A 25,284-nucleotide genomic window follows, 5' to 3' on the forward strand; every position below is an offset into this window, starting at 1 on the left:
TCGTCCGACTCTTGAAGGAGACCTGAGCGCCCATGCCGCCCCGGAAGAAGAAGCCCGCCGACCAGGCGGAGCTGTTCACTGCCTCCACGACCAAGGAGATCCAGGCCATCCTCTGGAAGGCCGCCGACAAGCTGCGCGGCTCCATGGACGCAAACCAGTACAAGGAGTTCGTCCTCGGCCTGATCTTCCTCAAGTACGTCTCCGACGCCTTCGAAGAGCGCCGCGAACAGCTCGCCAAGGAACTCGCGGAGGAAGGCATCGCCGAGGACCGCCTGGAGGAGTTCCTGGAGGACCAGGACGAGTACACCGGGCACCACGTTTTCTGGGTCCCCGAGAGCGCCCGCTGGTCCTCGATCTCCGCCAACGCCAAGACCGGCAACGTCGGCGAGGTCCTCGACCAGGCGATGGACGCCATCATGAAGGCCAACCCGTCGCTGACCGGCGTCCTCCCCAAGATCTTCAACAAGGACAACGTCGACAAGAAGCGACTGGCCGAACTCGTCGACCTCATCACCGACGCCCGTTTCGGCGGCAGCGACGACAAGCCCGCCCAGGACGTCCTCGGAGAGGTCTACGAGTACTTCCTTGGCAACTTCGCCCGCGCGGAAGGCAAGCGGGGCGGCGAGTTCTACACCCCGAGCAGCGTCGTCCGCCTCCTGGTGGAAGTCCTGGAACCGTACGAGGGCCGGGTGTACGACCCGGCCTGCGGCTCCGGCGGCATGTTCGTCCAGGCCGCCAAGTTCATCGAGGCCCACCGCGGCCGCCTACATAAGTCCGACATCTCGGTTTACGGCCAGGAACTCAATGAACGCACCTGGCGCCTGGCCAAGATGAACCTCGCCATTCACGGCATCGACGGCAACCTCGCCGCCCGCTGGGGCGACACCTTCGCCGACGACAAGCACCCGGACCTCAAGGCCGACTACGTCATGGCCAACCCGCCCTTCAACATCAAGGACTGGGCACGCAACGAGTCGGACGCGCGGTGGAAGTATGGCGTCCCGCCGAGGGGCAATGCCAACTACGCCTGGCTCCAGCACATGATCAGCAAGCTGGGGGAGCGGGGGACGGCGGGCGTCGTCCTGGCCAACGGCTCGATGAGCAGCCAGCAGAGCGGCGAGGGCGAGATCCGGCAGGCGCTGGTGGACGGGGACATGGTGGCGTGCATGGTCGCGCTGCCGGCGCAGCTGTTCCGGACGACGGCCATTCCAGCCTGTTTGTGGTTCCTGGCGAAGGACAAGTCGCCGGGGGGTGTGAAGGGGCAGAAGGCCGCGGCGGCGGACCGCCGGGGCGAGATCCTTTTCATCGACGCCCGCGACATGGGCGAGATGGTCGACCGTACCGAGCGCGTCCTGACGGAAGCCGACCTCAAGAAGATCGCGGGAACGTACCACGCGTGGCGCGGGACGACGAGCGCGAAGGACGCGGGGGAGCCGTACGCGGACGTGCCGGGGTTCTGCGCGAGCGCGGACCTCAAGACGGTGCAGGAGCACGGGTACGTGCTGACGCCGGGGCGGTATGTCGGGGCGGCCGAGACGGAGGAAGAGGACGCCGAGGCGGTCGCAGAGAAGATCTCGCGGCTGACCGGGGAGCTGTACGAACTCTTCGACAAGTCGGATGCGCTGGGGAAGACTGTTCGTACGCAGCTGGGGAGGATCGGTGCCTGAGCGCATTCATGATGTCCCGCTGGAATCCCTTGTCAGTGAGAAGATTTCTTACGGAGTTGTCCAGCCCGGAACCCTGGAGGTAGATGGAGTTCCGATCGTTCGTGTGAAAGATGTCCGTGGCGGGAAGATTGACACCTCGGATCCGTTGGTTGTTTCGCGTGACGTGGAGGAGAAATACGCAAGAACGCGATTGCGGGGCGGTGAAGTCCTGTTGACGCTCGTCGGTTCAGTCGGCGAAGTGGCAGTTGCTTCCGAAGAGATCTGCGGATGGAACGTAGCGCGCGCTATTGCCGTGGTGCGTCCGAGTTCGGAGGTTACGGCTCAGTGGCTGAGGCTGATTCTTTCTAGCGACCCAGCGCAGCAATATTTCCATGACCGGTTGAATACTACGGTTCAGGCCACGCTCAATTTGAAGGACGTACGCACTCTCCCAGTGCCGATGCCCCCGCGGCGTGAACGAGACGCAGTGTGTGCTGTCGTAGGGGCGCTGGACGACAAGATCGCTGTCAATGAGCGCATCGCGGCCACCTACGAGCAGCTGCTCCAGTGCCGGTTCGCTGAGCTGGGTCTTGGTGACGAGCCGGACGGTGAATCTGAGATCCCGATTACGGATCTCATCGCTTTCGGCCCGAAGCTCGGCAAGCCTGCCGCTGCTGAGCCGGTCTATGTGGACATGGCGGCGCTCCAGACGAATCGTGCTGGAATTCCGTCCTGGACTCGGCGTGAGCCGAAGTCTGGCCCTCGTTTCGTGAATGGTGACACGCTCATGGCGCGTATCACTCCTTGCTTGGAGAACGGTAAGACCGGCTACGTCGACTTCATGGAGGATGGAGAGATCGGGCTCGGGTCTACCGAGTTCATCGTGTTGCGCTCCCTTCCGGGAGTCCCGAGTGAGCTGAGCTATTTCCTGGCTCGCGACTCTCGGTTCCGTGAGCACGCCATCCGGAACATGGTTGGCTCATCTGGGCGTCAACGAGTCAGTGCGGCAGACGCCTCGAACTACTCCGTGAGGAGTCCTGACGCTGAGCAACTCGCAGCGTTCGGAAGGGAATCCTCTGCCGCTTTTTCGCACATGAAATCGTTGGAGAGCGAGTCCCGCACCCTCGCTGCCCTCCGCGACACCCTCCTCCCCCAGCTCATGTCCGGCCGCCTCCGCGTCAAGGACGCCGAGAAGATTGTCGAGGACCACGTATGACTACGCACGGGAACGACGACGGCGCCAGCGACACCCCCACCCCCGACAACTTCCGCCCCCTCGAACTCGACTGGGAGCTCCTCGCCCTCGAAGAGCTCCTGGAGCTCGACTGGCCGAAGGCCGAGGGTAATGAGCTCGCGCCCGGTTCCGGTCACCGCCGTTCCTGGGACGACCTGATCCTGTACTCCGATCTCCGCGAGGCCATCGAGCGGCTCAACCCCGCCCTCCCCCCGGAGGCCGTCCGCGAGGCCCTCGCGACCGCCGCGACCCCGACCTCACAGGACACGTACGAGGAGAACCGGACCGCGCACGGCTACCTGACCGACGGCATCCACTCCGTCACGTACACCGACGCGCTCGACGCCGAGCACACGCCGACCGTCCGGATCGTCGACCTGGAGAACGCGGACGCGAACACGTACCGCGCGGTCCGCCAGGTGACCGTGATCAACGGTGAGCGCAACCGCCGCTTCGACCTCGTCCTGTACGTCAACGGTCTCCCGCTGGCCGTCATCGAGCTCAAGCGGGCTGGCGACGCCAACGCCACCCTCTCCGCCGCGCACACCCAGATCCGGCACTACGTCGAGGAGTTCCCCACCGCCTTCCGCTACAACGCGGTCGTGCTGCTCTCCGACGGGATCACCGCGAAGTACGGCACCCCCTTCACCCCGTACGAGCACTTCGCCCCGTGGAACACCGACGAGTTCGGCGCCCGCGTGGACACCGTGGACGCCGTCAGCGTCCACGCCGATCTCGACATCCCGACCGGCCAGGACCTCGCTCTGCACGGCCTGTTCACCCAGCCTCGCTTCCTCGCCCTTGTCCGGTCCTTCATCAACTTCGTGCCGGCCAAGCGCATGAAGCGGATCGCGAAGCCGCACCAGTACTTCGCGGTCACCCGCGCCGCCGACGCCGTACGTCGCGCCGCCGCGACCGACGGCAAGGCCGGCGTGGTCTGGCACACCCAGGGCTCGGGCAAGTCCGAGGAGATGGTGCTGACCACCAACCTCGTCATGCGCCACCCCGCCCTGCACAACCCCACGGTGGTGGTCGTCACCGACCGCACCGACCTCGACGACCAGCTCTTCGACACGTTCAAGGAGAGCGAGGTCCTCCCGGAACAGCCCCACCAGTTCCTCAACCGCGCCGCTCTCCGCGAAGAGCTCGCCGCCAAGCGCACCGGCGGCATCCTCTTCACCACCCTGCAGAAGTTCGGCAGGACCAAGCAGGAGAAGGAATCCGGGACCGACCACCCGCTCCTCTCCGAGCGGCGCAACATCGTCGTCGTGGTCGACGAGGCCCACCGCAGCCACTACGACCACCTCGACGGCTACGCCCGCCACCTGCGCGATGCCCTCCCGCACGCCACGCTCCTCGCCTTCACCGGCACCCCGATCTCCGAGGCCGACCGCAACACCCGCGAGGTCTTCGGCGACTACATCGACACCTATGACCTCAAGCGGGCCGCCGACGACGGCGCGACCGTGAAGGTGTACCACGAGAGCCGCGTCGTCCAGCTTGTCCTCGACCGCGACGTCGACCCCACCAGCATCGACGCCGAGGCCGACCGCATCACCGATGGCCTGGACGACACCGAGCGCACCCGCGTCGAGCAGGCCGTCGCCACGATGAACGCCATGTACGGCGCCCCCGCCCGGATACGCGACCTGACCCAGGACCTGGTCGAACACTGGGAAGCACGCCGTGCGGCGATGCTGCCGTTCGTCGCGGACGCCGATGACGCACCCGGCGGAGCCCCCGGCAAGGCGATGCTCGTCTGCGCCACCCGCGAGATCTGCGTCCGCGTCTACGACGCTCTGAAGGAACTGCGTCCCGACTGGCACACGGACGACCCCACCACCGGCGCCATGAAGATCGTCTACTCCTCGGACTCCCGCAAGGACTCCAAGGAACTGCGCGCCCACGCCCTGCGCGACTCTCAGCGCAAGTCCGTCATCAACCGCGCCAAGGACCCCGAGGACGAACTCCAGCTCCTCATCGTCAACAACATGCTCCTGACCGGCTTCGACGCGCCGTCCATCCACACCATGTACCTGGACCGGCCGCTGCGCGGCGCCGGCCTGATGCAGGCCCTCGCCCGCGTCAACCGCCGCTTCCGCAAGAAGGAGGACGGCCTCCTCGTCGGCTACGCCCCCCTCACCGAGAACCTCCAGAAGGCCATCGCCGAGTACTCCGCCGACGACCAGGCCGACCGGACCCTCGGCCAGGACATCGACCGCGCCCTGGACGAACTCCGCAACGAGTACGACATCCTCGATCAGATGCTCCTCGGCTGGAACTGGCGCGAACGCCTCTCCCGCCCCGACCCGAAGGCTTTCATCAAGGCGGCCTACACCACGGCCGAGTACCTCCGCAGCCCCGCTACCCAGGGCAACAACCCCGACCAGCTCGACGACCCGAACCAGACCCTCAGTCGCCGCTTCCGCGAGCACGGCTACCGCCTGGAGCGCTTCTTCGCCTTGGCCGGCTCCTCCGCCGACATCTCCTCCCGGTTCACCGACCAGCCGTACTGGAAGCGTGACATCCAGTTCCTCGTCGAGGTCCGTACGTACATGGCGAAGCTCGACGCCATGGATCGTGAGGCCCAGGGCCTGCCCGTCGCCCGCGACGTCGCCCTCTACCTCTCCCAGCTCACCTCCTCCGTCGTCGAGACCGGCGGCGTCACCGACCTCTTCTCCGAGGCCGGACTGGACAAGGCCGACCTCACCCACCTCAACGACGCCCTCGTCGGCCGCCTGCAGAACAGCGAAACCCCGCACCTGGCAGCCGAAGCCCTGCGCCGTCTCGTCGAGCAGAAGATGCGCGAGCAGACCCGGCACAACATCGTCCGCCAGACCGCGTTCTCGGAGCGCCTCCAGGACCTGATGACCCGCTACATGCGCCAGCAGCTCACCAGCGCCGAGATCATCGCCCAGCTGGTGGAACTGGCCAAGACGGTTGCGGAAGACGCCCGGCGAGGTGAGAAGTTCACCCCGCCGCTGGGGAACGACGAACTCGCCTTCTACGACGCGGTCGCCGACCTCGGCAGCGCCCGCGACCTCATGGGCGACGAGATCCTCTCCGGTATCGCCCGGGACCTCGTGGTCCAGGTCCGCAAGAACCTCAAGAAGGACTGGATCGCCCGCGAACCGGTCCGGGCCAGGCTCCGCGCCACCATCAGGCGCCTCCTGGCCCGCCACGGCTACCCGCCGGAGCAGTCCAAGGAAGCGATCGACCTGGTGATCCGTCAGATGGAACACTTTGCCGACAAGTGGTCCCAGGACGGCTCGGCCGCCGACGCATAGCCCTCGCTCATCTTGCTTCTGGCCCCGGCAAGCGTCTGCTTGCCGGGGCGGTCGTCTGCCCGACCGGATGTCCTTCGTGGGGTCGGCAGGGGCTGCGCCCGACCGCCTTACGGCAAAAGCAAATTCCCGTGCTGCGAGACGTGAGGTGCGTCAGGCCACTACTTTCAAGTCCGCGGAACGAACCGCAGAACTGCTAACTGCTGGTGGAACCGAGGGAGTTGTGGCATGTCGCAGCGAGCGCTGCTGTTGGTGGTGGTCGTCCTGGCGTCCGTGGTGGTGGGGCTCGTGGCCGGCATCCTCGATTTCGTGGGCGCGGGAGAGGTCGTCACGGCCATCCAGAACGGTGGTGCCGCCTGCGGAGCCTCTGTTCTCATCGGGCTGGCGGTCGTCTCCTGGCTGAGGTCGTCGTGACCCAGGAGGAATGGGCGAACGAAGAGGGGCGGCTGAAGTACCGGCGAGTGCTGCGGGCCGTCGAGAAGCTACGCAGCGTCGCCGATGCTGCGACGACGTACCGGCTTGCCTTTCAAGTGGTCTACCTTCACTGCTGGTCCCGCCATGGATCACTGGCGGAGGTGGACCGGTTGTGGGGGCCGGGTTCGGAGTCAGCGGGGGCCAGGCTCGGCGCAGTGTGGCCGCGTACGCCCGTTGCTCGCGCCCACAGTCTTCCTGCGTATCGCGACGAAGGCGTGAGCCGTCCCTTCGAGCTCATCGACCCGGCCCTCCGTGAGCTGATCGCGGAGGTGCGGCAGCTGGATCCGGACCCGAGGCTCCTTGACGTGCTCCTCGACACGTACTCGACACGCTATGCGCGTGGCGATGACTACTTCACGTCAAACGACCTGGCGTACCTCTTCGCGGGGCTGGCCGCTCCCCGAGGAGGCGAGATTGTTCGGGACCCCGTGTGCGGCAGCGGGCGACTGCTGCGCGCCGCCGCACACCGGGCTCGGGCACAGGGGGGTGAAGTGCGCTTGTCCGGTGCGGATATCAACCAGACGGCGCGTTACGCCGCAGCCGTCAACCTCGCCCTGCACGGATTCCATGCCGACCTCGGCAAGGAAGGAGCTGACACCCTCAGGGCCGGCACTTCACCGATACCGGCCGACGTGATCGTCGCCAACCCTCCCGTGAACCAGCGGGACTGGGGCCACGGTGAACTGAAGGACGACTGGCGGTGGACCGTGGGGGTGCCACGTCCGGGTAACGCGAACTTCGCCTGGGTCCAGCACATCCTTGCCGATCTCATGCCACAAGGACGGGCCGTCATTCTGCTGTCTTCCGGCGCGGCGCACAGCAGCAACAGCACCGACGGACTGATCCGCCGTGGGCTGCTGGAGAACGGTCTGGTCGTGGGAGTTGTGGCCTTGCCGACGTGGCTCTTTCCGCACGCCAGCGCGAGCACGGCGCTGTGGCTGCTGGCCAAAGGAGAGCGGCCGCACTCCGATCAGGTCTTGTTCGCGGATGCAGGGAAACTGCCAGCAGCGAAGAAGGGGCAGCGGCGCCACTTCGCAAAGGACTCGGCCGAACGCCTGCTGCAGATCTTCGGTGAATGGCAGGGACTTCGACGCCGCGAGGGCGAGGGGGACCCTGAATCCGTCCCATGGTGCCGTGCGGCGAGGTACGAGGAAATCGCTGAGGCGGGCTTCGATCTGACTCCCGCACGCTACGTACGGAACGGGGGCACCGCGCAGTTGCATTCAAATGACGGAGACCGGAACCGGAAGGCCGAGCTGTATGAGTGCATGGATCGTAGCGCCGCAGCCAGGAACCGAGTCCGTGATGCCCTGGAGAGCAGGCATGACTACAGAATCGGATGATGTCCCCACTCCGTGGCCCGTCGTTGAGTTGCGTGAGTTCCCTGGGGTCGAGTACGCCGCCTACGGAATTGCGCGACAGCAGAAGGCATCCGGCGGAATCCCGATGATCCGCGCCACAGAGATCGTCGAGGGAGGTGTGCACGTCCAGGAGTTCACATTTGTGCCTCCCGAGGTGGCCAGACGCCACCCACGCAGCACGCTGAGGTCTGGGGACCTCCTTGTCGTGCTCGTGGGGCGCGTGGGGGAGGCGGCAGTTGCAGGGGAGGAGCACGCAGGATGGAATGTCGCCAGGTCGCTCGCGGTCGTCCGCTGGACACCAGAGGGCCGCGCCCAACAATGGGATCTGTGGCTTCGATGGTGGCTGAAGACCTCGCAGAGCCAGAGCTATCTCACGCTGTCCTCGTCGAACGCCGAGCACATGACCTTGCCTCTGCAGGCACTCAACCGACTTCCCGTGCCAGTGCCTCCAGCGCCGGTGCGGGAGAGGCTGCTTTCGCTGATCTCGCTTGCTGAGCGCAAGAATGCGTTGAACACCCGGATTGTGTCTTGCGCGACGGAACTAGCGAATGCGCATTTCATGGAGGCGCTGCAGACGTGCGGGCAAGGTCCCGTTACCGAGCGTGCAGTGGGCGAAGTGTGTCAGGTTACGGCTGGTGCGGCACAGTCTCTGCCGGACAGCGAGCAGTCGGCTGTGCCGTGGGTGTCTCCCCGCGAGGTACTGAACTGCAAGACAGTACATCTGGGTGCAGTGACTTCACGCACCGTGGCGCAAGCGGAGGTTGTATGCCCGTCCGGCAGCCTCTTGATCGCGCCCCGTCCCGGGGAGGTGCGGACCGTGCTCACTACTACCCACGTAGTGCCAGGTCGGCGGACGCTCGCGATTTACACAGAGTCCGAGGTCGATCGGATGTGGTTGTTGCACTCGCTGCGTTACCGGAGGCGGGAGTTGACGGCCGTTACGCAGGGTGAGCAGGCCCGCGCGATGAGGCGCAAGGACTTTTCCCGTTACAAGATCCCCTGGCCGACCGATGCGGTGAGGCGGGACTTCGCCAGGCGTGCTGCTGCCCTGCACGACCTCGCCTACGCCTCCGCCAGGGAGCGACACGTGATGGAGGAGCTGGTGGTGCACGAGCTGGAAAAGGGGGGCCTGGCGCGTCTCCCTTCAGCCGGCTGAAAGCCGAGCTGACCACGTTGCCCCTCTCTGGAGCACGGAATCCAACGCTCTGAATGAACGGCGCAATACCGCGCGCACCGTTTCTCCGCTAGCGGTCCGAGAGCGCCCTGACCAGCCATGTTTGAGGCGCCCCCGGCAGGACTCGAACCTGCGGCCAAGCGCTTAGAAGGGGCCTGCTCCACCCGCTGAGCTATGCAGGCTGACCTGCGACAGCGCGGAAGCTTCTGACTATGCCCCGCCAAGCCGGGGGCATACGGGACCTGTGGAGGCTCGTGCCGGCCCCGAGGTCTGGACGTGCATTCTGGGCGGCGGCCAGGCGTCGGAGCTGGCCGCCGGCGTCCAGGGAGACCGTGAGTGAGCGCGAGCGCTGCTCTGCGAGGTTCGGTGTGGTGGCACGAGCCGGATGCGGCGCTCGTAGAAGTTCCGCAGACTTCAGGCATGTGCGGGCGCTTCCGGGTAGCGTTGGCGATCTTCGGTCTTCTTGTACTTTGTCGCGCATCCCGTGCTGGGATGGTGCTGGGATGCGCCCGCATTTCCGCAGGTCACAGCCTTGTGGTGGAGTTCCGCTTCAACGTGTAGTGCCTGATTCCTTGATCGGCTGAAGTGGCTGGGCAGGGCAGGAAACCCCAGGTCAGGGGTCTTCGGGGCTGGTCCCTTCCTGTTTTCACCTGCGGATTCAGGCTGCTTCCGGGTCGCGTGCTGACTTGGTGCTGACCCTGGCGGCGACTCTTGGAAGCTCTCACCTGGGGCTCCGGTGGGAGAGGGGAAGACAGTCGAAGGGAATGACCTGGACGAAGGGACGGCGGACCGGTTTCCCGTTCTGGAAACCCGAACCTCTTGTTGTGCAAGCCGCCGGCTGGGAACGATGAACGGGACACCGGAGCACGGGAACGAGGGGGCACCGTATGAGGCTGACGAAGCTGGCCACCACCTGTGAGAACGGGGACTGTCCCACCCTGTATGCGACCGACAAGGGAACCCTGATCGTGCAGGGAGGCGTGCCGACGGGACACGGTCTCGATGTGCCGGAGGGCGAATCCCTGGTGGAAATCCCGATGGACCTCATCCGGAAGGCAATCCGTGATCAGCGCATCTAACGACCTGGCTGCCCGCTTCTCCACCTTCCAGGAGGAGGCGTTCCGGCTGGAGACCCTCGACGACTACAGCAACTCGGGCAACCCTGCCGCCTTCCGTGCCTTCCTCGCGGGGGAGACCAAGCCCGCCGACTACAACGCAGACTGGCTGGAGACCGTGCGAAAGGCGACGGAGAGCGGCAAGCGCATGGTGCGCGTCCACGTCCTGTCCCGCCCGCTAACGCCGTACCTCCGCTACGAGCTGAGCTGGGGTTACCAGACGAACATGACGGCGGGTGAGGAGTTCTACATCCTCGACACGACCGACCGCCCGAATCCGCTGGAGGGTGTGCCCGATTTCTGGCTCTTCGACGGCTGGCAGCCTGTGGTGCTCAACTACGACGAGAATGGCGCGTTCAGCGGGCCGACGTTCGTCCCGGCACCGGGGGCGTTGCCCACGGGCGAGGAGTACGAGTACGTGACGCATCGAAGCGTCGCCCTGGCCATGTCGGTGCCCTTCACCGAGTGGTGGGGGAAGCACGGAGCAGCGTGAATCAGGCAGAACTCGGCGCCGCGCTGCGGGCGCTGCGGCAGGCGTCCGGCAAGGAGGCCAAGGCCGTCGCCCGCAGCGCAGTCATGTCGACCGCCAAGCTGTCGAAGATCGAGAATGGCCGTGTCGCCCCGGCGACGGCGGACGTGGAACGCATCCTCACGGCTTTGGACGTGTCCCCGGAGATCAAGGCCGAGTACCTTGCTGTAGCCCGCGCACAGGCCACAGAGGCAACCGCATGGCGCCTCTTTCGGCGTATGGGCTACCACAAGAAGCGCGCACGGGGGCGAGTAATGCCCCGCGCTGTGCTGCGGTACGTCACGCATCGGATCACCCAGCACCCAGACACCGACGTGACGTTCGAGGCCGAGTGCCTCCGCTGCGGCTGGTCGGCGACGCCTTCCGAGGACGGGTCAGCCGTGGACATCGAGTGCATGGGGCACACGGGACGCACCGGCCACGAGGGATTCAGGCGGGTGTGCACGTCGTTCGCTCTGGTGGTGCGGGCGGGGTGACGGAAGAGGCGCACGCCGGGAACGGTCTGGCGACCTTGCTCCACGACTCGCCCCTGGCAAGGGCTGCCGCCCCTGCTGTACGCAGCGATGTGACCACCGGCGCAAGGAAGTCGGCACGCCAGTGCTGCACGGTCTCCGGTTCCATGCCGCTCGCGTCGACCACAGCACCCACCCTCGCTTCGAGGACGGCGGCACCCTGCGATGCGTCGTCGCCAGTCCACCCGTCTACGTGCTGGGCTATCAGTGCCCACGTCAGCTTGATCATGGGCGGATCGTAGGGTGGCGACGGAGAACCGGGAGAGGGCGACGGGGCGGGGTATGACCCCTTGGCCCTGTGCTCCGGTCCGCCACGTCTTAGCAGCTCGGGTTCTGCCACGGTTCCAGGGTCGACGAGGGCTTCGCGCCCAAGCGGTCAAGTGAGCACATCTCCGCAGGTCAGCGGCGGCGCGAGCGTTCTGCAGGGCCTCCGCCGGCACTGCACAGGAATGAGAGGCGTCAGGCCGCGGCTTCGCCAGGGTTTTCGTCCTCGCCCTCCGAGGAGCCGCCCCGCTCGTAGCCCGACACGTCGATCTCGCGGCCGTCCTTAAGTCGCCTCTTGTGCGGGACGACGTTGTGCTTGTCGGGCGATTTCCGCTGCTCGGTCTCCTGTGTGGAGTCGGCGGCCGACTCGGCATCCTCCGCCTCTGCGGCGCCCTCGGCTTGCCCGGCGCACTCGGCTTTGTCTTCTGTCATGCCACGCGGTGTGAGGACCCCGACCACGACAGCCATGCCTACAGTCGCCACCGCGGCTTTGGCGAGGCGGATCGTCCTGGGGTGCTTCTCGGCCCAGTCCTTTGCCTTCACGCGGAAGGTGGTGGGCTCGCCGTCCTCGGGGGGCGTGGAGTCAGTCACGAGCACAGATCTACCGGACCCATCCCTCGCCTGTCAGGCAATCACCTGACATCGCCCGATCAGGTTTCGTGGCGCTCGTACGGCCTCGCTCTCTGGTCTGCCCGCCGGGCGGCTCTGCTTGGCGTCGGCCGCGAGGTGCCTCGCTTCTGATGGCCAAGCTGTGCGGCGAGCGGGTCCGGCTCGTGGCGGTGTGATCTCCCCTGGTCCGCCTTCTGCCGCGACGAGGCGAGGCGCCGGCGCGGGCAGGGGAGCCCCTGTCGCGTCAGGGAATGCGCATCGAGGGCTGTCGCGTGCTCGGGCGGGGCTCCCGCACCACGTGAACGCACGGGAGCAGCGGGCTCGAAGGCCCGCTCACCGGCTCCCGGCCGCCTCGCGTTCCTGGTACTCGCGCGGAGAGAGCCCGTGGAAGCGGGAGAAGGCGGCGCTGAACGTGGGGAGGTGGGCGTATCCGGTCCGGCGCGCGACGGCGCTGGGCGGGGCGCCTCCGGCGAGCAGGTCGCGGGCGACGCGCATGCGGGCGGCGTAGCGCCAGCGGCCGAGTGTCATGCCTGTCTCGTCGCGGAAGGCGCGGTGGATCTCGGCGCGGACGTCGGCGTCCGGCGTCCCGCCGGCCTCGATGCCCTGTGCTCCGCTGGGCTCGCCGATGCGGCGCAGGCACTCCATCGCGACAGCACGGGCGCGCGGATCGGTGGGCATCGGCACCGACAGTGCTCGCTGGGCGGCGACCTGGTCCGCGAACAGGCCGAGGATGTGGCGGGGGTCGTGGCCGTCGGGACGCAGAGCGGACCGGGCGCTGATCGAGCAGAACATCAGGTAGTCGTCCCAGGCGGGCGAGAAACGCACCTGCAGCGGCGCGGTCAGGTGGAGGTCGGCGGTGCTCGCGTTGCCCAGGGGCAGGGAGACGGAGTTCTCGCGGAGGCCGGTGACGTGCTCCAGCTCTGCCGGGATCCAGGTCGCCACCCCCCGCTCCCGCTCGTAGCGCCGGTCGCCGATGTCCAGGTATCCGCTGCCCCGGTACATCCAGCTGAGGACGTGGACGTCGTTGGTGTGCGACGGGGTGCTGGCCGGGGGCAGCATGTCGGGCGCGGCGGGTGTGTCCGTCTCGCGGATCATCCGGATCAGGTCGTCGGTCTGCCGTGCCGCCGCCGCCCGCCGGGTCAGACCGGCGGCGCCGGGCCGGGCGAAGAGCTTTCGTCCGAACTCGCGGGGGGTCAGTCCGAATCTCCCCTTGAAGGCCCGGGTGAGGCCGTTGCGGCTGGCGAAGCCCACCAGGGCGGCCACCTGGTCCACGTCGTAGCCGGCGGCGAGGAACTCCGCGGCCGCGCCGAGCCGGCAGTGCAGCCGCCACTGCTCGAAGGTGAGCCCGGTGCCGGCGAGGAAGTCACGGCGCAGGGAGCGCGCGCTGGAGAGCACCCGTGATGCCCATTGCTCGACGGTGAGGTCGAGTGCGGGGTCGCGCATCAGCTCCTCGGCGACGGCTCTGGCGCCGCGGGCTCGCGGCATCGCGGGCGAGGCGAACCCCTCCGGGCTCGGTTCCCGTCCGGGCCCGGAGAGCACCGGAGGGCGCGAGCCGGGGCGCCGGAGGAGCTCGGCGATCGCCTCCGGGGAGTATCCGTTGCCGCTGAACGGCGTGACCTGGAGGTTGAAGAGCTGGATCAGCCAGTCGTGCCAGTCGCCGGGAACGTCGAACCGCGTCAGTTCCGGCAACCCCCGGGCCCCGACGCCGGCATGGGGGCACAGAGGGAAGGCGACCGTGCCCGGCTCGGTGGTGATCGTCTGCCCGCTCCGGCCGTCCGCGGGAGTCTCCGCCCTGCCGTCCGCCGGAGTCCCCGCGTGGCCGTCTGCCGGAATCCACGCGCCTTCGCCGGCTGTGAGACGGAGCGCCGGCCCGTCGCCGAGGCGCACGTGCGCCGTGCCGGTGCGCACCCACAGCAGCAGCGGGCGGACCGGCGCGTCCGCCGGACTCCACCGTGCGCCCGGAATCGGCGGAGGGGAGCCGTAAGCGGCGGCGAACGGTGCGGGCGAGGTCATACCCCCAGCGTATGTCCTAACTGCACGGCAGTCTGCGCACGCTTTCGGAGGTAAGGTTCACCTAACCTTACCGGAGCGCGCCCGTCCGATGCCGGCGTGCGGCTCCTCCCCTCGAAGCGACCAGAAAGCCCGGTTCCCCCATGCCCAGGACCTCGCGCCGGCTGACCGTGCACCCGCCGACCCTGCGTGAGGCCGAGGTGGTCCGGATCCTCGACCTCACCCCGGGGATGCGGCGGGTCACGCTGGGCGGCGACCAGCTGCACGCGTTCACCGCGGCGGACGGCTTCGCGCGGCCCGCCTTCGAGTCCCGGGGCTTCGACGACGACCTCGCGCTCTACTTCGCCCACCCGGGCCGCGGCGAACCGGTGCTCCCGGTCCAGGGAGAGGGGAAGCTGATCGCCCCCCGGGGGGCCCGGCCTCTGTCGAGGGCCTACACGGTTCGCCGGTGGGACCCGCAGGCCGGCGAGCTCGACGTGGACTTCGTCAGGCACGGGGTGGGCGTGGGAACGACCTGGGCGTACCGCGCCACGCCGGGTGACCGGATCCACCTCAGCGGACCGCGCACCTCGAAGACGCTCCCGGCCGGCGCCGACTGGTGGCTCGTGGCGGGCGACGACACCGCACTCCCCGCGATCGCCCGCCTGCTCGACGAGCTGCCGTCCGACGCCCGGGCGCAGGTGTTCATCGAGATCACCGAGGACGCCCACCGCCAGGAGCTGCGCCAACTGCCCGGGGTCGACGTGACGTGGCTGGTGCGCTCCGGTGCGGCGGCCGGGCCCGTGTCGCCGCTCACCGAGGCCGTCCGCGGCGCGCAGTGGTGGCCGGGCCAGGCGTTCGCATGGCTGGCCGGCGAGCACACGGCCGTCCGGGACATCCGCCGCCACCTCGTCGAGGACCGCGGTGTGCCCAAGGAGGACATCGATTTCACCGGCTACTGGCGCCGCTCCGCGGTCGTCGCCCTGGAGGGCGACGGGGCGGTGCCCGACCCGGAGAGGACGGTCACCCCGTTCCAGAGGCTCCACGACCTGACCGAACTCGTCGCGCCGCTCGCCATCCGCACCGCCGTCGAGCTGGGCGTTCCCGATCTGCTCTCCCGCGGCACGACCGGCGTGGCCGAGCTGGCCGCCGAGACGGGTGCCGACGAGCGCGCTCTGGGCAAGCTGCTGCGCTATCTGCACACCCTGGACGTGGTGACCGCGACAGAGCCGGGTCACTACGCCCTGACTCCCGTCGGCGACGTCCTCACGCTCGACTTCATCGCCGACCGGCTCCACTCCGCGGGGGTGGTCGGTCGCGAGCTGCTCGGGCTGCACGGACTCACCGAGTCGGTCCGCACCGGCCGGCCCGCCTACGCCTCGGTCACCGGACGGACCTTCGCCGACGTGCGGGCCGAGCAGGACTACGAGGACCGCCACCTGGAGCGCCTGGCGAAGTTCCAGCCCGCGCTGGCCGGATCGATCGCCACGTCCGATCTGCTCGCCGGAGTCGGGCACCTGGTGATCCACTCCGGTGGCGCGGGCGCGCACGCCCGTGAGTACGTCGCGGCCCACGAGAGCCTGCGCGTGACGATCTGCGCCCTGCCCGCCCAGGCCGACTGGCTCCGCCGCGACCTGCCCGACTCGATTCCCGACGAGCGGCAGCGCGCGCGGGTCGGCGTGCTGGAGCAGTCCGTCTTCGAGCCCGGCCCGGCAGCCGACGCGGTGCTCGTCAGCCGCGCTTTCAAGACCCTGCCCGACGCCGACGCCGCCCACGCGCTGCGCCGGGCGGCCGAGAACCTCACCCCCGGCGGACGAGTGCTGCTGATCGAGGAGGTCTTCGACACCGACGGCCTCGACGAGCACGACGGCGAGGAGGACCTCATCGGGCTCGTCTGCCACGGCTCGGGCCTGCGCACCCCGGCCGAGCTGGACGCCGTCATCGCGACGGCGGGCCTGACGCGCCGGTCGGCGCGGACGGTCGGCCTGGGCACCACCGTCCACGAACTCGTCCGCTCCACCGCTGACTGACCCCCTCGGCTCACCCCCGATCGCACGAGCCTCCCCTCCACTCCACCCCGGCGCATCCCCCGGTCCCGGGGCAGAAGAGAAAGAAACACCACCATGAGCAGCACCCTGACAACGAAGCGCGGCCTCGCCGTCGCCGCCGCGCTGATGAGCGCGTCGCTCCTCCTCACCGCCTGCGGCGGCGACGGCGACGGTGCCGCCGACACCGCCGCCGCCGACACCGGCGGCGAGAAGTCCGCCGGGACCCGCAGCGTCAAGGCCGCGAACGGCACCGTCGAGATTCCCGCCGCCCCCCGGCGGATCGTCACGATCGGCAACACGGGCCTGCCCTTCATCGACCTCGGCGGCAAGCCGGTGGGCGTCACCGAGGTGTCCGACTCCGATCTCGCCGTCCTGCCGAAGGAGCAGAAGGCCGCGTACGAGGCGGCCGAGGTCGTCGGCGGCAGCGGCGGCGACGTGGACCTCGAGAAGCTCGCCGCCCTCGAGCCGGACCTCATCCTGGTCCAGTTCCACTCGAACGACTGGGACAAGGTCGGCAAGCGGCTCGAGTCGATCGCCCCGACGGTGCTCTGGGGGCTCGACACCGAGTGGAAGGCGTTCGCCGGCGAGATCGCCACGGCCGGCAACGTCACGGACGAACTCGGCAGGCAGAAGGCGGAGTTCGAGAAGAAGGTCGCCGCGATCAAGGAGACCTACGGCAAGACCATCGGCGACACCACGTTCGTCGACGTCTCCCGCGGGGACTGGAGCGACCCCGGAACGTTCTACATCGCCGACATCGGCTGCTCCGAGATCGCCCGGGACGACATCGGCCTCGACCTGCCCGAGGCGGCCGAGGGCAAGGACCCCCTGGCGTACGAGTCCCTGCCGTTCGAGCGGATCACCGGCCTGTCGAAGTACGACGTGATCACCTACCCGGTCGACGCCGAGGGCCGGCCGACCGAGCCGTTCGTGCCGGTGACCGAGACCAGCACCTGGAAGGCGCTGCCCACCGTGACCTCCGGTCGCGCGCTCGGAGTCTTCTGCCCCGGCAACAACTCCTACGGACCGGTCCTGCAGTACCTGGACTCGCTCGACGGCGCGCTGGCGACTCTCGCCGGCAAGCCGTGACGACCCTCGCCCCGAGACAGCGCGGTCGGGGCACCGAGACGGTGCCCCGACCGCGCCGGCGTGTGCTCGGCCTGGTCCTCGCGCTGGTGGTGCTGACGGCCCTGCTGACGCTGAGTGTCATGATCGGGTCCACGGCGATCGCGCCGTCCGTGGTGTGGCACGCGCTGTTCGACCCGTCGGCACACCCCGACCAGTTCGCGATCCGCGACTTCCGGCTGCCGCGCACGATCGTGGGCCTGGTCGTCGGCGCCGTACTCGGTCTGTCGGGCGCGCTGATCCAGGCCCTCGTCCGCAATCCGCTGGCCGATCCGGGTGTCCTCGGCGTCCACGCCGGCTCGTCCTTCGCGGTGACGGTCGCCGTGGGCGTGCTCGGCGTCCGCGAAGCCCGGGGCTACATGTGGTTCGCGTTCGCCGGGGCGCTGGTCGTCACCCTCCTGGTGCTCGCCCTCGGGTCGACGCGGAAGGGCTCCTCGCCGGTGGTCATGGTGCTCGCCGGGGTCTGTGTCGGCGCGGTGCTCGGCGGCGCCAGGGAAGCGATCCAGCTGACCGACCCGGACGCCTTCGACGCGATGCGGTACTGGAACGCCGGGTCGATCACGGGCCGTCCGCTGGACGTCCTGTGGCCGGTCCTGCCGTTCTTCGCGGTGGCGGCGGTGCTGGCCTTCGCGGTGTCGGGCCCGCTCAACGCGCTGGCCCTGGGGGACGAGCTGGCCCGCGCCCAGGGGGTCCGGCTGGCACGCACCCGGGTGATCGCGGTGCTCGCACTCACCCTGCTCGCCGGTGGGGCCACCGCGATAGCGGGACCCGTCGGATTCATCGGACTCATGGTGCCGCACGTCGCCCGCTGGATCGCCGGCCCGGACCAGCGCTGGATCTTCGCGTACAGCGTCCTGCTCGCTCCGAGCCTGCTGCTGGTCTCCGACATTCTCGGCCGCGTCGTGATGCGCCCCGGCGAGATTCCCGTGGGCATCGTCACCGCCTTCGTCGGCGCTCCCGTCCTCGTCGTGCTGGTGCGCCGGAGGAAGGCGAGCGGGCTGTGAACACGACCACGCGCCCCGCGCGGGCAAAAGAGGGCGAGCGGACCGTGAAGCCGGGGGCGCGCCTTCCACGGGTGGACTTCGGGCGGCGGGCGCTGGTGCTGCGGCGCGGGCGGATCGCCGTCCGGCTCCCGTGGCGCCCGGTCGTCGTCTGCGCGGTCCTTGCGGCCGCGGGCGCCGGCATGGCCGTGCTCGCGCTGATGACCGGCTCGTACGCGCTGAGTCCGGGGCAGGTGCTCTCCGCACTGACCGGCCGGGAGACCGGCTTCGTCCAGGAGGTCGTGGTCGAGTGGCGGCTGCCCCGGGTGGTCGCGGCGCTGGTGTTCGGCGCGGCTCTGGGGGTGAGCGGGGCGATCTTCCAGTTGCTGTTGCGCAACCCTCTCGCCGACCCCGGCATCATGGGGTTCACCCAGGGCTCCTACACCGGCGCGCTGATCGTGATCCTGGTCGTCGACGGCACCTACACGCAGCTGGCCGGCGGTGCGCTGCTCGGCGGGATGGCGACCGCCGTGGCCGTGTACGTGCTCGCCTACCGGCGGGGAGTGAAGGGGTTCCGGCTGATCGTCGTCGGCATCGCCGCGTCGGCCATGCTCGATTCGCTCAACACCTGGCTGATCCTCAAGGCCGACCTCGACCAGGCGATGTCCGCGGCCGCGTGGGGCGCCGGATCGCTCAACGGCGTGTCCTGGAACCAGGTCCTCGCCGGCGGCACCTGCATCGCCGTACTCCTGCTGACGGCCGGGGCGTTGAGCCGGCCGCTGCGGCAGATGCAGCTGGGCGACGACGCGGCCGCCTCGCACGGAATACGGGTCTCGCCCGCCCGCCTGGGCCTGATCCTGGTGGGAGTCGCGCTGACGGCGACGGTCACGGCCGCGTCGGGGCCGATCCTCTTCGTCTCCCTGGTCGCCCCGCAGATCGGCCGCCGGCTCGCCCGCAGTGCGGGGATCACCCTCGTCCCCGCCGCCTTCGTCGGTGCGCTGCTGTGCCTGGCGTCGGACCACCTCGCCCAGCACGCCGCCCCCACCCCGCTGCCGGTCGGCATCGTCACCGTCGTGCTCGGCGGCGGCTACCTCGGATACCTGCTGTTCACCGAAGCAAGGAGGCGCCTGTGAGCGCGACCCCGCCCGGCACCGCGCGCCTCAGGGTGGAGGCGGCGACGATCGGCTACGACAAGCGGGTGATCGCCGAGCGCCTCTCGGTGGCGATCCCCGACGAGTCGTTCACGGTCGTCGTCGGCCCGAACGCGTGCGGCAAGTCCACCCTGCTGCGCGGCCTGTCCCGGCTTCTGAAGCCGTCGGCCGGGCAGATCGTCCTCGACGGCGGCGACATCAACGCCTACAGGACCAAGGAGGTGGCGCGGCGGGTGGGGCTGCTGCCGCAGAGCGCGCTCGCCCCGGACGGGATCACCGTCGCCGACCTGGTGGCCCGGGGACGCTACCCCCACCAGGGATTCGTCCGGCAGTGGACCGAGGACGACGAGCGGGCCGTGCTGGGGGCGATGCGCCAGACCTCGGTCGCCGACCTGTCCGGGCGCCCGGTGGACGAGCTGTCGGGCGGGCAGCGCCAGCGCGTGTGGGTGGCGATGGCGCTCGCGCAGCACACCGACATCCTGCTGCTCGACGAACCGACGACCTTTCTCGACATCACCCACCAGATCGAGCTGCTCGAGCTGTTCACCGACCTGCACCACGCCGGCCGCACGCTGGTCGCCGTCCTGCACGACCTGAACCACGCCGCCCGCTACGGCACCCACCTGATCGCCATGAAGGACGGCGCGGTGGTCGCCGAAGGCGCTCCGGACGAGGTCGTCACGGCCGAACTGGTCGAGGAGGTGTTCGGTCTGCGCTGCCTGGTGACGCGCGATCCGGTGACCGGCAGCCCCCAGGTCGTGCCGCTCGGCCGCGAACGAACCCGGCACAGGTCCGCCGGCACCACCGATGCAGAGAGCGCGAACCATGGCTGATCCGTCCATCGAGAAGCTGTCGACCGGTGAGTGGAGTCCGGAGAGGTTCGGACGACACCTCCGGGAGACAGGCGCACCGCTCGTCGAGCGGGTCTCCGCGGACGAGGTGGACGTGACGTTCGTCGACGAGCCTCCGGGCGACTCGGCGGTCACCCTCTCGGTGGCGATCGGCCCCCGGATCGCCTTCAATCCGGTCGGCACGGAGTTCACGCCGGTGGCGGGGACCCCGTTTCGCGTGCTCACCCTCCGGATGCGCTCCGACCTGCGCTTCTCGTACGTGTTCACGCGAGGCGGGCCGACGGGCACGGGAGCGGGCGGGCCGGTCCCGGCAGGTGCGGGCGGAAAGGCCCCGGCGGGAGCGGGCGGGCCGGTCCCGGCAGGTGCGGGCGCGGGCGGGCAGGTCCCGGACCCGTTCAACCCGCCGCCGAGGTTCTCGGAGTGCTCGGTGGAGCGGTTCTCCGGAGCCTCGGTGGCCGTGCTGCCCGACGCGGCGCCGCTGCCCTGGCTCGACCGGGCCGAAGCACGACCGGCTCCGGCGGTGGACTCCGCGGTGTTCGCGAGTGAGCTGCTGGGCAACGAACGCCGCATCTGGGTCTCGATGCCCCCGGGCGAGCTCGCGGCCCACAGCGCGCTGCCCTTCGTGGTCCACCTGGACGGGACACCGGAGCACAGCGCGCCGAGCGTGCGTGACGCCCTGGTCGAGGCGGGACTGGTCCGGCCCTGCGCGGTGGTCCTCGTCGACCAGCTCGGAGCGCAGCGCTACAAGGAACTGCTCTGCGATCCGGCGTTCTCCCGGATGCTCGTCGAAGAGCTGCTGCCGTGGCTCCGCCGGCGGTACCCCCTCTCGCGCGACCCCGCCGACGTGGCGCTGGCCGGTGAGAGCTTCGGCGGCCTGTGCGCCGGCTGGACGGCGCTGCATCACCCCGGTGCCTTCGGCAACGCCGTCCTCCAGTCCCCGTCGTGCGGGTACCACCCCGGCCTCGGAGCGGGCACCGGAGCGGGCGAGCTGCTGCGCCGCAACCCCGTACCGACACTGATCGCCGACTGCCTTGCCGCGGAAACGGCTCCGGTCCGCTTCTTCCACGACGCCGGTGAGCTGGAGGGATCGAGCACCCACAGCCGATGGCTGGACCACGTGCTCACCACGAAGGGCTACGACACCCTCTACCGGGAATTCGCCGGCGGACACGACTACGCATGGTGGCGGGGACTCTTCGCCGACGCCCTGCTCTGGTGCTTCCCGACCGGGGGCAGGGACGGGAGCCCCACGTGAGCGACTCCTCGCGATCCGCTGATGCCGACACCGCAGGACTGGGGCGGGGACCGCTGACCCGCCGGCTGCCCGTGCTGCTCCAGGCGCCCCCCGAACCTGCCGGGGCGCCCGCGTTCGAGGCCGGGGCGGGGACCACACCGGGCCGGTTCCTGCTGCGCGCGATCCTCTCGGTCAAGCGGGTCACCGTCCCGGCGATGCTCCTCGCGGTCGTGTGGCAGGTGGGCGAGTCGGCGGTCCCCGTGGTCATGGGGATCGCCATCGACCGGGCGCTCGCGACCGGGAACGCGTCGCAACTCGCGCTGTGGCTCGGCGTGCTGGTTTCCCTGTACCTCGCGCTGACGCTGGCGGCGAAGGCGGCGAACCGGCTCACCTCGCATGCGGTGCAACTGCTCCAGCACCGGCTGCGGAGCACCCTGTCGACCGCCGTGCTGCACCCGGCCGGGGGCTCGGCCCGCGCGCCGGACGGCAGCGTGGTCTCGGTGATGACCAACGACGTCGCCCGCCTCGCCAACGGGGTGATCCTGCTGATCATGCCCGTCTCCCGGGTCGCGGCCATCGGGTTCATCGCCGTGTCGCTGCTGGCGACGCACTGGCTGCTCGGGCTCGCGGTGCTGCTGGGAGCACCTGCCGCGGTCTGGCTGATGGGCGTGCTCGGCGAGCGGCTCTCCCGGGACACCCGCGCGTACCAGGAGCTCCTGGCCTCCACCGTCGGACGGGCCACGGACCTGGTCGCGGGCTACCGGGTGGTCAAGGGGATACACGCCGAGGAGGAGGCGACCGAGAGGTACCGGCAGGCGAGCCGGGAGACGCTCGCCGGGGCCGAGCGGAACGCGGGGCTCCTCGGGCGTTTCCTGGTGGGCTCGGGTGTGGTCAGCGGCGTGTTCGTCGCCGCCGTGATGGGGCTGGCGGGCTGGTTCGCGGTGGACGGGCGCCTCAGCATCGGCGAGCTGATCGCCGCCGTCGGCCTCACCCAGGCGCTGCTGCCGCAGATCCAGTCGATCGCGAGCGTCTCCATCCCCAACCTCGCCGGGGCCCGCGCCGCGTCCGCCCGCGTCGTCGACGTGCTGCGCGGCCACGGCGGCCGGAGTCCCGGACAGGACGACGCGCCCCGGCCGGAAACCGGGACGCCGCCGGTACTGGAGGTGTCCGCGCCGACGGCGACGATCCGGGTGGACCCCGGAGAGCTCGTGGGCGTGCGGGCCGACGACCGGACCGCCGCCCGCATCGCGCGGGAGCTCCTCGACCCGTGCGCCTTCGACGATGTGCGGACGCGGCTCGACGGGCGTCCGGCACGAGAACTGAGCGCGCGCGCATACCGCTCCCTGGTCACGGTCGCCCCGCACCGGGCCACGCTCTTCAGCGGAACGATCCGCGACAACCTCACCGCCGGTGCCGGTGCCGGCTCAGGCACCGGTACCGGCTCCGGTGCCGACGGGTCCCGGCTGGTCGCCGCCGCGGTGCGAGCCGCGGCGTGCGAGGACTTCGCCGCCGACCTCGACGTCCCGGTCGGTGAGGACGGCAACCGCCTCTCCGGCGGTCAGCGCCAGCGGACCGCGCTCGCCCGCGCACTGGCGAGCGACGCACCGGTGCTCGTGCTGCACGACCCGACCACGGCGGTGGACCCGGCGACCGAGCACGCGATCGCGGAGCGACTGCCCGGCGTCCGCGCGGGCCGCTCGACGCTGCTGATCGCCACGTCCCCGGTGCTGCTCGGACGCTGCGACCGCGTCGTCGACCTGTTCGATCACGTGCCCCTGCCCCTGCCCCCGCCCCTGCCCCTGCATGAAGGCGACGCGCCCCTGCATGAAGGCGACGTGCCCCTGCGCGAAGGGGACGCACCCCTGCACGGAAGGACGGCGAGATGAACCCGACATCCGCTGCGGACGGGCACGCGCTGCCCGTCGCGGGCGGCCGGGCGACGGCCGGGGAGGTGTGGCGGCTCAGCCGCGGACACCGGCTCCGGCTCACCGCCGTCGGCCTGGTCGGGGTCGCCGGCACCGCCGTCGACCTGATCCCGCCGGTGGCTGTCGGGTACCTCGTCGACCGGGTACGGGCGGGCACCGCGGATCCCGGCACCGTTCTGACGGTCACCGGCGTGATGGCGCTCTCGGCCGTCCTCGGCGCCGCGGGCACCGCGGTGACGGTCGCGCACGCCACCCGCATCTACCACACCGTCCTCGCCGCGCTGCGCGAACAGCTGGTGAGCCGTGCGATGCGGCTCCCGCAGCACCTCGTCGAACGCGCCGGTACCGGGGACCTGATATCCCGGTCCAGCGACGACGTCACCGCCGTCGCCGATGCCGCACCCGCGGTGATCCCCGCGCTCACCGTCACCGCGTTCACCATCGCCGTGTCGCTGGCCGGGCTCGCGGCGCTGGAGTGGCCCTACGCCGCCGCATTCGCCGTCGTGCTGCCCGTCTACGCGCTCGCCATGCGGTGGTACCTGCGCACCGGGCCCCGGGTGTACCGGGCCGAGCGCGCGGCGATGAGCGCGCGCGCCCAGCAGATCCTCGAGTCCCAGCGCGGTTACGCCACCGTGCTCGGCTTCGGCCTCGCCGAGCACCGTCATCGCGCCGTGCTGACGGCCTCCTGGGATGTCGCGGTGCACGCGATCCGGGCCCGCACCGTGCAGAGCATGCTCAACGCCCGGCTCAACCTCGGCGAATGCCTGAGCCTCGCCGCCGTGCTCGTCGTCGGATTCGTCCTCGTCGACCACCGGCTCTCCACCGTCGGCGGCGCCACCACCGCCATGCTGCTCGTGCTGCGCCTGCTGGGGCCGGTCAACCAACTGCTGTTCGTCGTCGACACCCTTCAGTCGGCCCTCGCCTCGCTGAGCCGCATGATCGGAGTGGTCACGATCCCGGTGACGGAAACGCCCGGCATGCCGACGCCGCCGGAGGAGCCGGCAGACGCGGCGGAGAGAGGCACCGCCGTCCGGCTCCGCGGGGTCGCGTTCCACTACGACGGCGGTCCGCCCGTACTCGACGACATCGACCTCGACATCCCGGCCGGTCAGCACCTCGCGATCGTCGGCCCGTCCGGGGCGGGGAAGACCACGCTCGCATCCGTGATCGCGGGCGTCCACCTCCCCGACGCCGGGACCGTGACCCGGCCCCGCCGCACCGCGGTGATCACCCAGGAAGTGCACGTGTTCGCCGGGACGCTGCGGGAGAACCTCACACTGGCCGCCCCCGGCGCCACCGACCGCGACATCCGCGCCGCGCTCGAGACCACCGGAGCGGACGATCTGCTCGACCTGTCCGCGGACGCCCTCGACACGTTGATCGGCACCGGCGGACACCCGCTCACCGAGGCGCAGGCGCAACAGCTCGCCCTCGCCCGCCTGCTCCTCGCCGACCCCGAGCTGGCGATCCTCGACGAAGCCACCGCCGAGGCCGGTTCCGCCCACGCCGAGCGGCTCGACCGGGCCTCGGAGGCGGTCCTCGCCGGCCGCTCCGGCATCGTGATCGCCCACCGGCTCTCCCAGGCCGCACCGTGCGACCGGATCGTGGTCCTGGACGCCGGCCGCGTCATCGAGACCGGCACCCACGACGAACTCCTCACCGCCGGCGGCACCTACGCCCGGCTGTGGGCGGTGTGGCAAGCCGGACAGCGCCTCGGCGCGGGCAGATGAGGACGGCGCCGGACCGCCGCCGGGAATCGCGGCAGCCGTACATCGCGAC

General features: G+C 70.0%; 18 protein-coding genes and 2 pseudogenes. 18 read left to right on the plus strand and 2 right to left on the minus strand.

The features are described 5' to 3' along the window. Positions 1-32: 32 nt before the first annotated feature. From IAG43_RS20665 to IAG43_RS35320, 10 genes and pseudogenes are all read left to right on the plus strand, one after another. Positions 33-1,667, plus strand: coding sequence for a class I SAM-dependent DNA methyltransferase (locus tag IAG43_RS20665; RefSeq protein WP_187742190.1), 1,635 nt, complete (start codon positions 33-35; stop codon positions 1,665-1,667). Next, positions 1,660-2,862, plus strand: a complete 1,203-nt coding sequence (locus IAG43_RS20670) for a restriction endonuclease subunit S (protein ID WP_187742191.1) — start codon at positions 1,660-1,662, stop codon at positions 2,860-2,862. The genes IAG43_RS20665 and IAG43_RS20670 overlap by 8 nt, the downstream gene beginning before the upstream one ends. Then, the gene (locus tag IAG43_RS20675; protein WP_187742192.1) at positions 2,859-6,167 is read left to right on the plus strand and encodes a type I restriction endonuclease subunit R; all 3,309 of its coding nucleotides are present in this window, start codon (positions 2,859-2,861) and stop codon (positions 6,165-6,167) included. Before IAG43_RS20670 ends, IAG43_RS20675 begins: the two co-directional genes overlap by 4 nt. Before the next feature lie 225 nt (positions 6,168-6,392). After that, complete coding sequence (locus IAG43_RS20680; protein WP_187742193.1) at positions 6,393-6,578, plus strand: hypothetical protein; 186 nt, start codon at positions 6,393-6,395, stop codon at positions 6,576-6,578. Continuing rightward, positions 6,575-7,981 (plus strand): N-6 DNA methylase, encoded by a 1,407-nt coding sequence (locus IAG43_RS20685; protein WP_246574464.1) that lies wholly within the window; start codon positions 6,575-6,577, stop codon positions 7,979-7,981. Before IAG43_RS20680 ends, IAG43_RS20685 begins: the two co-directional genes overlap by 4 nt. Further along, positions 7,962-9,155, plus strand: coding sequence for a restriction endonuclease subunit S domain-containing protein (locus IAG43_RS34565; RefSeq protein WP_246574465.1), 1,194 nt, complete (start codon positions 7,962-7,964; stop codon positions 9,153-9,155). Before IAG43_RS20685 ends, IAG43_RS34565 begins: the two co-directional genes overlap by 20 nt. A 905-nt stretch (positions 9,156-10,060) precedes the next feature. Continuing rightward, positions 10,061-10,252, plus strand: coding sequence for a hypothetical protein (locus IAG43_RS20695; protein WP_030145782.1), 192 nt, complete (start codon positions 10,061-10,063; stop codon positions 10,250-10,252). Continuing rightward, entirely contained in the window at positions 10,236-10,781 is a 546-nt protein-coding gene (locus IAG43_RS20700) for a DUF6879 family protein (RefSeq protein WP_187742194.1), read from the plus strand. Before IAG43_RS20695 ends, IAG43_RS20700 begins: the two co-directional genes overlap by 17 nt. After that, positions 10,778-11,056: pseudogene (locus IAG43_RS35210) on the plus strand (helix-turn-helix domain-containing protein); the annotation flags it as partial. The gene IAG43_RS20700 and the pseudogene IAG43_RS35210, both read left to right, overlap by 4 nt. Positions 11,057-11,086: 30 nt before the next feature. Next, positions 11,087-11,293, plus strand: a pseudogene (locus tag IAG43_RS35320) (DUF7848 domain-containing protein); the annotation flags it as partial. A gap of 495 nt (positions 11,294-11,788) precedes the next feature. On the opposite strand, the gene IAG43_RS20710 reads toward IAG43_RS35320, so the two are convergent. Next, entirely contained in the window at positions 11,789-12,184 is a 396-nt protein-coding gene (locus IAG43_RS20710; protein WP_187742196.1) for a hypothetical protein, read from the minus strand. A 351-nt stretch (positions 12,185-12,535) separates the two neighbouring features. After that, positions 12,536-14,215: a helix-turn-helix domain-containing protein gene (locus IAG43_RS20715; protein WP_246574466.1), complete on the minus strand. Its 1,680-nt coding sequence runs from the start codon at positions 14,213-14,215 to the stop codon at positions 12,536-12,538. A gap of 140 nt (positions 14,216-14,355) precedes the next feature. Here IAG43_RS20715 and IAG43_RS20720 point away from each other — a divergent pair, with 140 nt between their 5' ends. The 8 genes from IAG43_RS20720 to IAG43_RS20755 all read left to right on the plus strand — a co-directional run bounded on the left by IAG43_RS20720 (position 14,356) and on the right by IAG43_RS20755 (position 25,235). Continuing rightward, the gene (locus IAG43_RS20720) at positions 14,356-16,221 is read left to right on the plus strand and encodes a siderophore-interacting protein (protein WP_187742197.1); all 1,866 of its coding nucleotides are present in this window, start codon (positions 14,356-14,358) and stop codon (positions 16,219-16,221) included. A 93-nt stretch (positions 16,222-16,314) separates the two neighbouring features. Beyond that, complete coding sequence (locus IAG43_RS20725; RefSeq protein ID WP_187742198.1) at positions 16,315-17,328, plus strand: ABC transporter substrate-binding protein; 1,014 nt, start codon at positions 16,315-16,317, stop codon at positions 17,326-17,328. 41 nt (positions 17,329-17,369) lie between these two features. Further along, positions 17,370-18,368, plus strand: a complete 999-nt coding sequence (locus tag IAG43_RS20730; protein WP_246574467.1) for a FecCD family ABC transporter permease — start codon at positions 17,370-17,372, stop codon at positions 18,366-18,368. A 71-nt stretch (positions 18,369-18,439) separates the two neighbouring features. Continuing rightward, the gene (locus IAG43_RS20735) at positions 18,440-19,477 is read left to right on the plus strand and encodes a FecCD family ABC transporter permease (RefSeq protein ID WP_187744564.1); all 1,038 of its coding nucleotides are present in this window, start codon (positions 18,440-18,442) and stop codon (positions 19,475-19,477) included. Then, positions 19,474-20,328, plus strand: a complete 855-nt coding sequence (locus IAG43_RS20740) for an ABC transporter ATP-binding protein (RefSeq protein WP_246574469.1) — start codon at positions 19,474-19,476, stop codon at positions 20,326-20,328. Before IAG43_RS20735 ends, IAG43_RS20740 begins: the two co-directional genes overlap by 4 nt. Then, positions 20,321-21,601 (plus strand): alpha/beta hydrolase, encoded by a 1,281-nt coding sequence (locus IAG43_RS20745; RefSeq protein WP_187742199.1) that lies wholly within the window; start codon positions 20,321-20,323, stop codon positions 21,599-21,601. The genes IAG43_RS20740 and IAG43_RS20745 overlap by 8 nt, the downstream gene beginning before the upstream one ends. Then, complete coding sequence (locus tag IAG43_RS20750) at positions 21,598-23,466, plus strand: ABC transporter transmembrane domain-containing protein (RefSeq protein WP_246574472.1); 1,869 nt, start codon at positions 21,598-21,600, stop codon at positions 23,464-23,466. The genes IAG43_RS20745 and IAG43_RS20750 overlap by 4 nt, the downstream gene beginning before the upstream one ends. Then, a complete protein-coding gene (locus IAG43_RS20755) occupies positions 23,463-25,235 on the plus strand; it encodes an ABC transporter ATP-binding protein (RefSeq protein ID WP_187742200.1) in 1,773 nt (590 codons plus the stop codon). The genes IAG43_RS20750 and IAG43_RS20755 overlap by 4 nt, the downstream gene beginning before the upstream one ends. Positions 25,236-25,284 lie beyond the last annotated feature (49 nt).

It is taken from the genome of Streptomyces genisteinicus, from assembly GCF_014489615.1.
GTDB lineage: Bacteria > Actinomycetota > Actinomycetes > Streptomycetales > Streptomycetaceae > Streptomyces > Streptomyces genisteinicus.

Coding starts and splice junctions, on each gene's coding strand:
- IAG43_RS20665 (WP_187742190.1), top strand. CDS start 33: ATGCCGCCCCGGAAGAAGAAGCCCGCCGACCAGGCGGAGCTGTTCACT.
- IAG43_RS20675 (WP_187742192.1), top strand. CDS start 2,859: ATGACTACGCACGGGAACGACGACGGCGCCAGCGACACCCCCACCCCC.
- IAG43_RS20680 (WP_187742193.1), top strand. CDS start 6,393: ATGTCGCAGCGAGCGCTGCTGTTGGTGGTGGTCGTCCTGGCGTCCGTG.
- IAG43_RS34565 (WP_246574465.1), top strand. CDS start 7,962: ATGACTACAGAATCGGATGATGTCCCCACTCCGTGGCCCGTCGTTGAG.
- IAG43_RS20695 (WP_030145782.1), top strand. CDS start 10,061: ATGAGGCTGACGAAGCTGGCCACCACCTGTGAGAACGGGGACTGTCCC.
- IAG43_RS20715 (WP_246574466.1), bottom strand. CDS start 14,215: ATGACCTCGCCCGCACCGTTCGCCGCCGCTTACGGCTCCCCTCCGCCG.
- IAG43_RS20720 (WP_187742197.1), top strand. CDS start 14,356: ATGCCCAGGACCTCGCGCCGGCTGACCGTGCACCCGCCGACCCTGCGT.
- IAG43_RS20725 (WP_187742198.1), top strand. CDS start 16,315: ATGAGCAGCACCCTGACAACGAAGCGCGGCCTCGCCGTCGCCGCCGCG.
- IAG43_RS20745 (WP_187742199.1), top strand. CDS start 20,321: ATGGCTGATCCGTCCATCGAGAAGCTGTCGACCGGTGAGTGGAGTCCG.
- IAG43_RS20755 (WP_187742200.1), top strand. CDS start 23,463: ATGAACCCGACATCCGCTGCGGACGGGCACGCGCTGCCCGTCGCGGGC.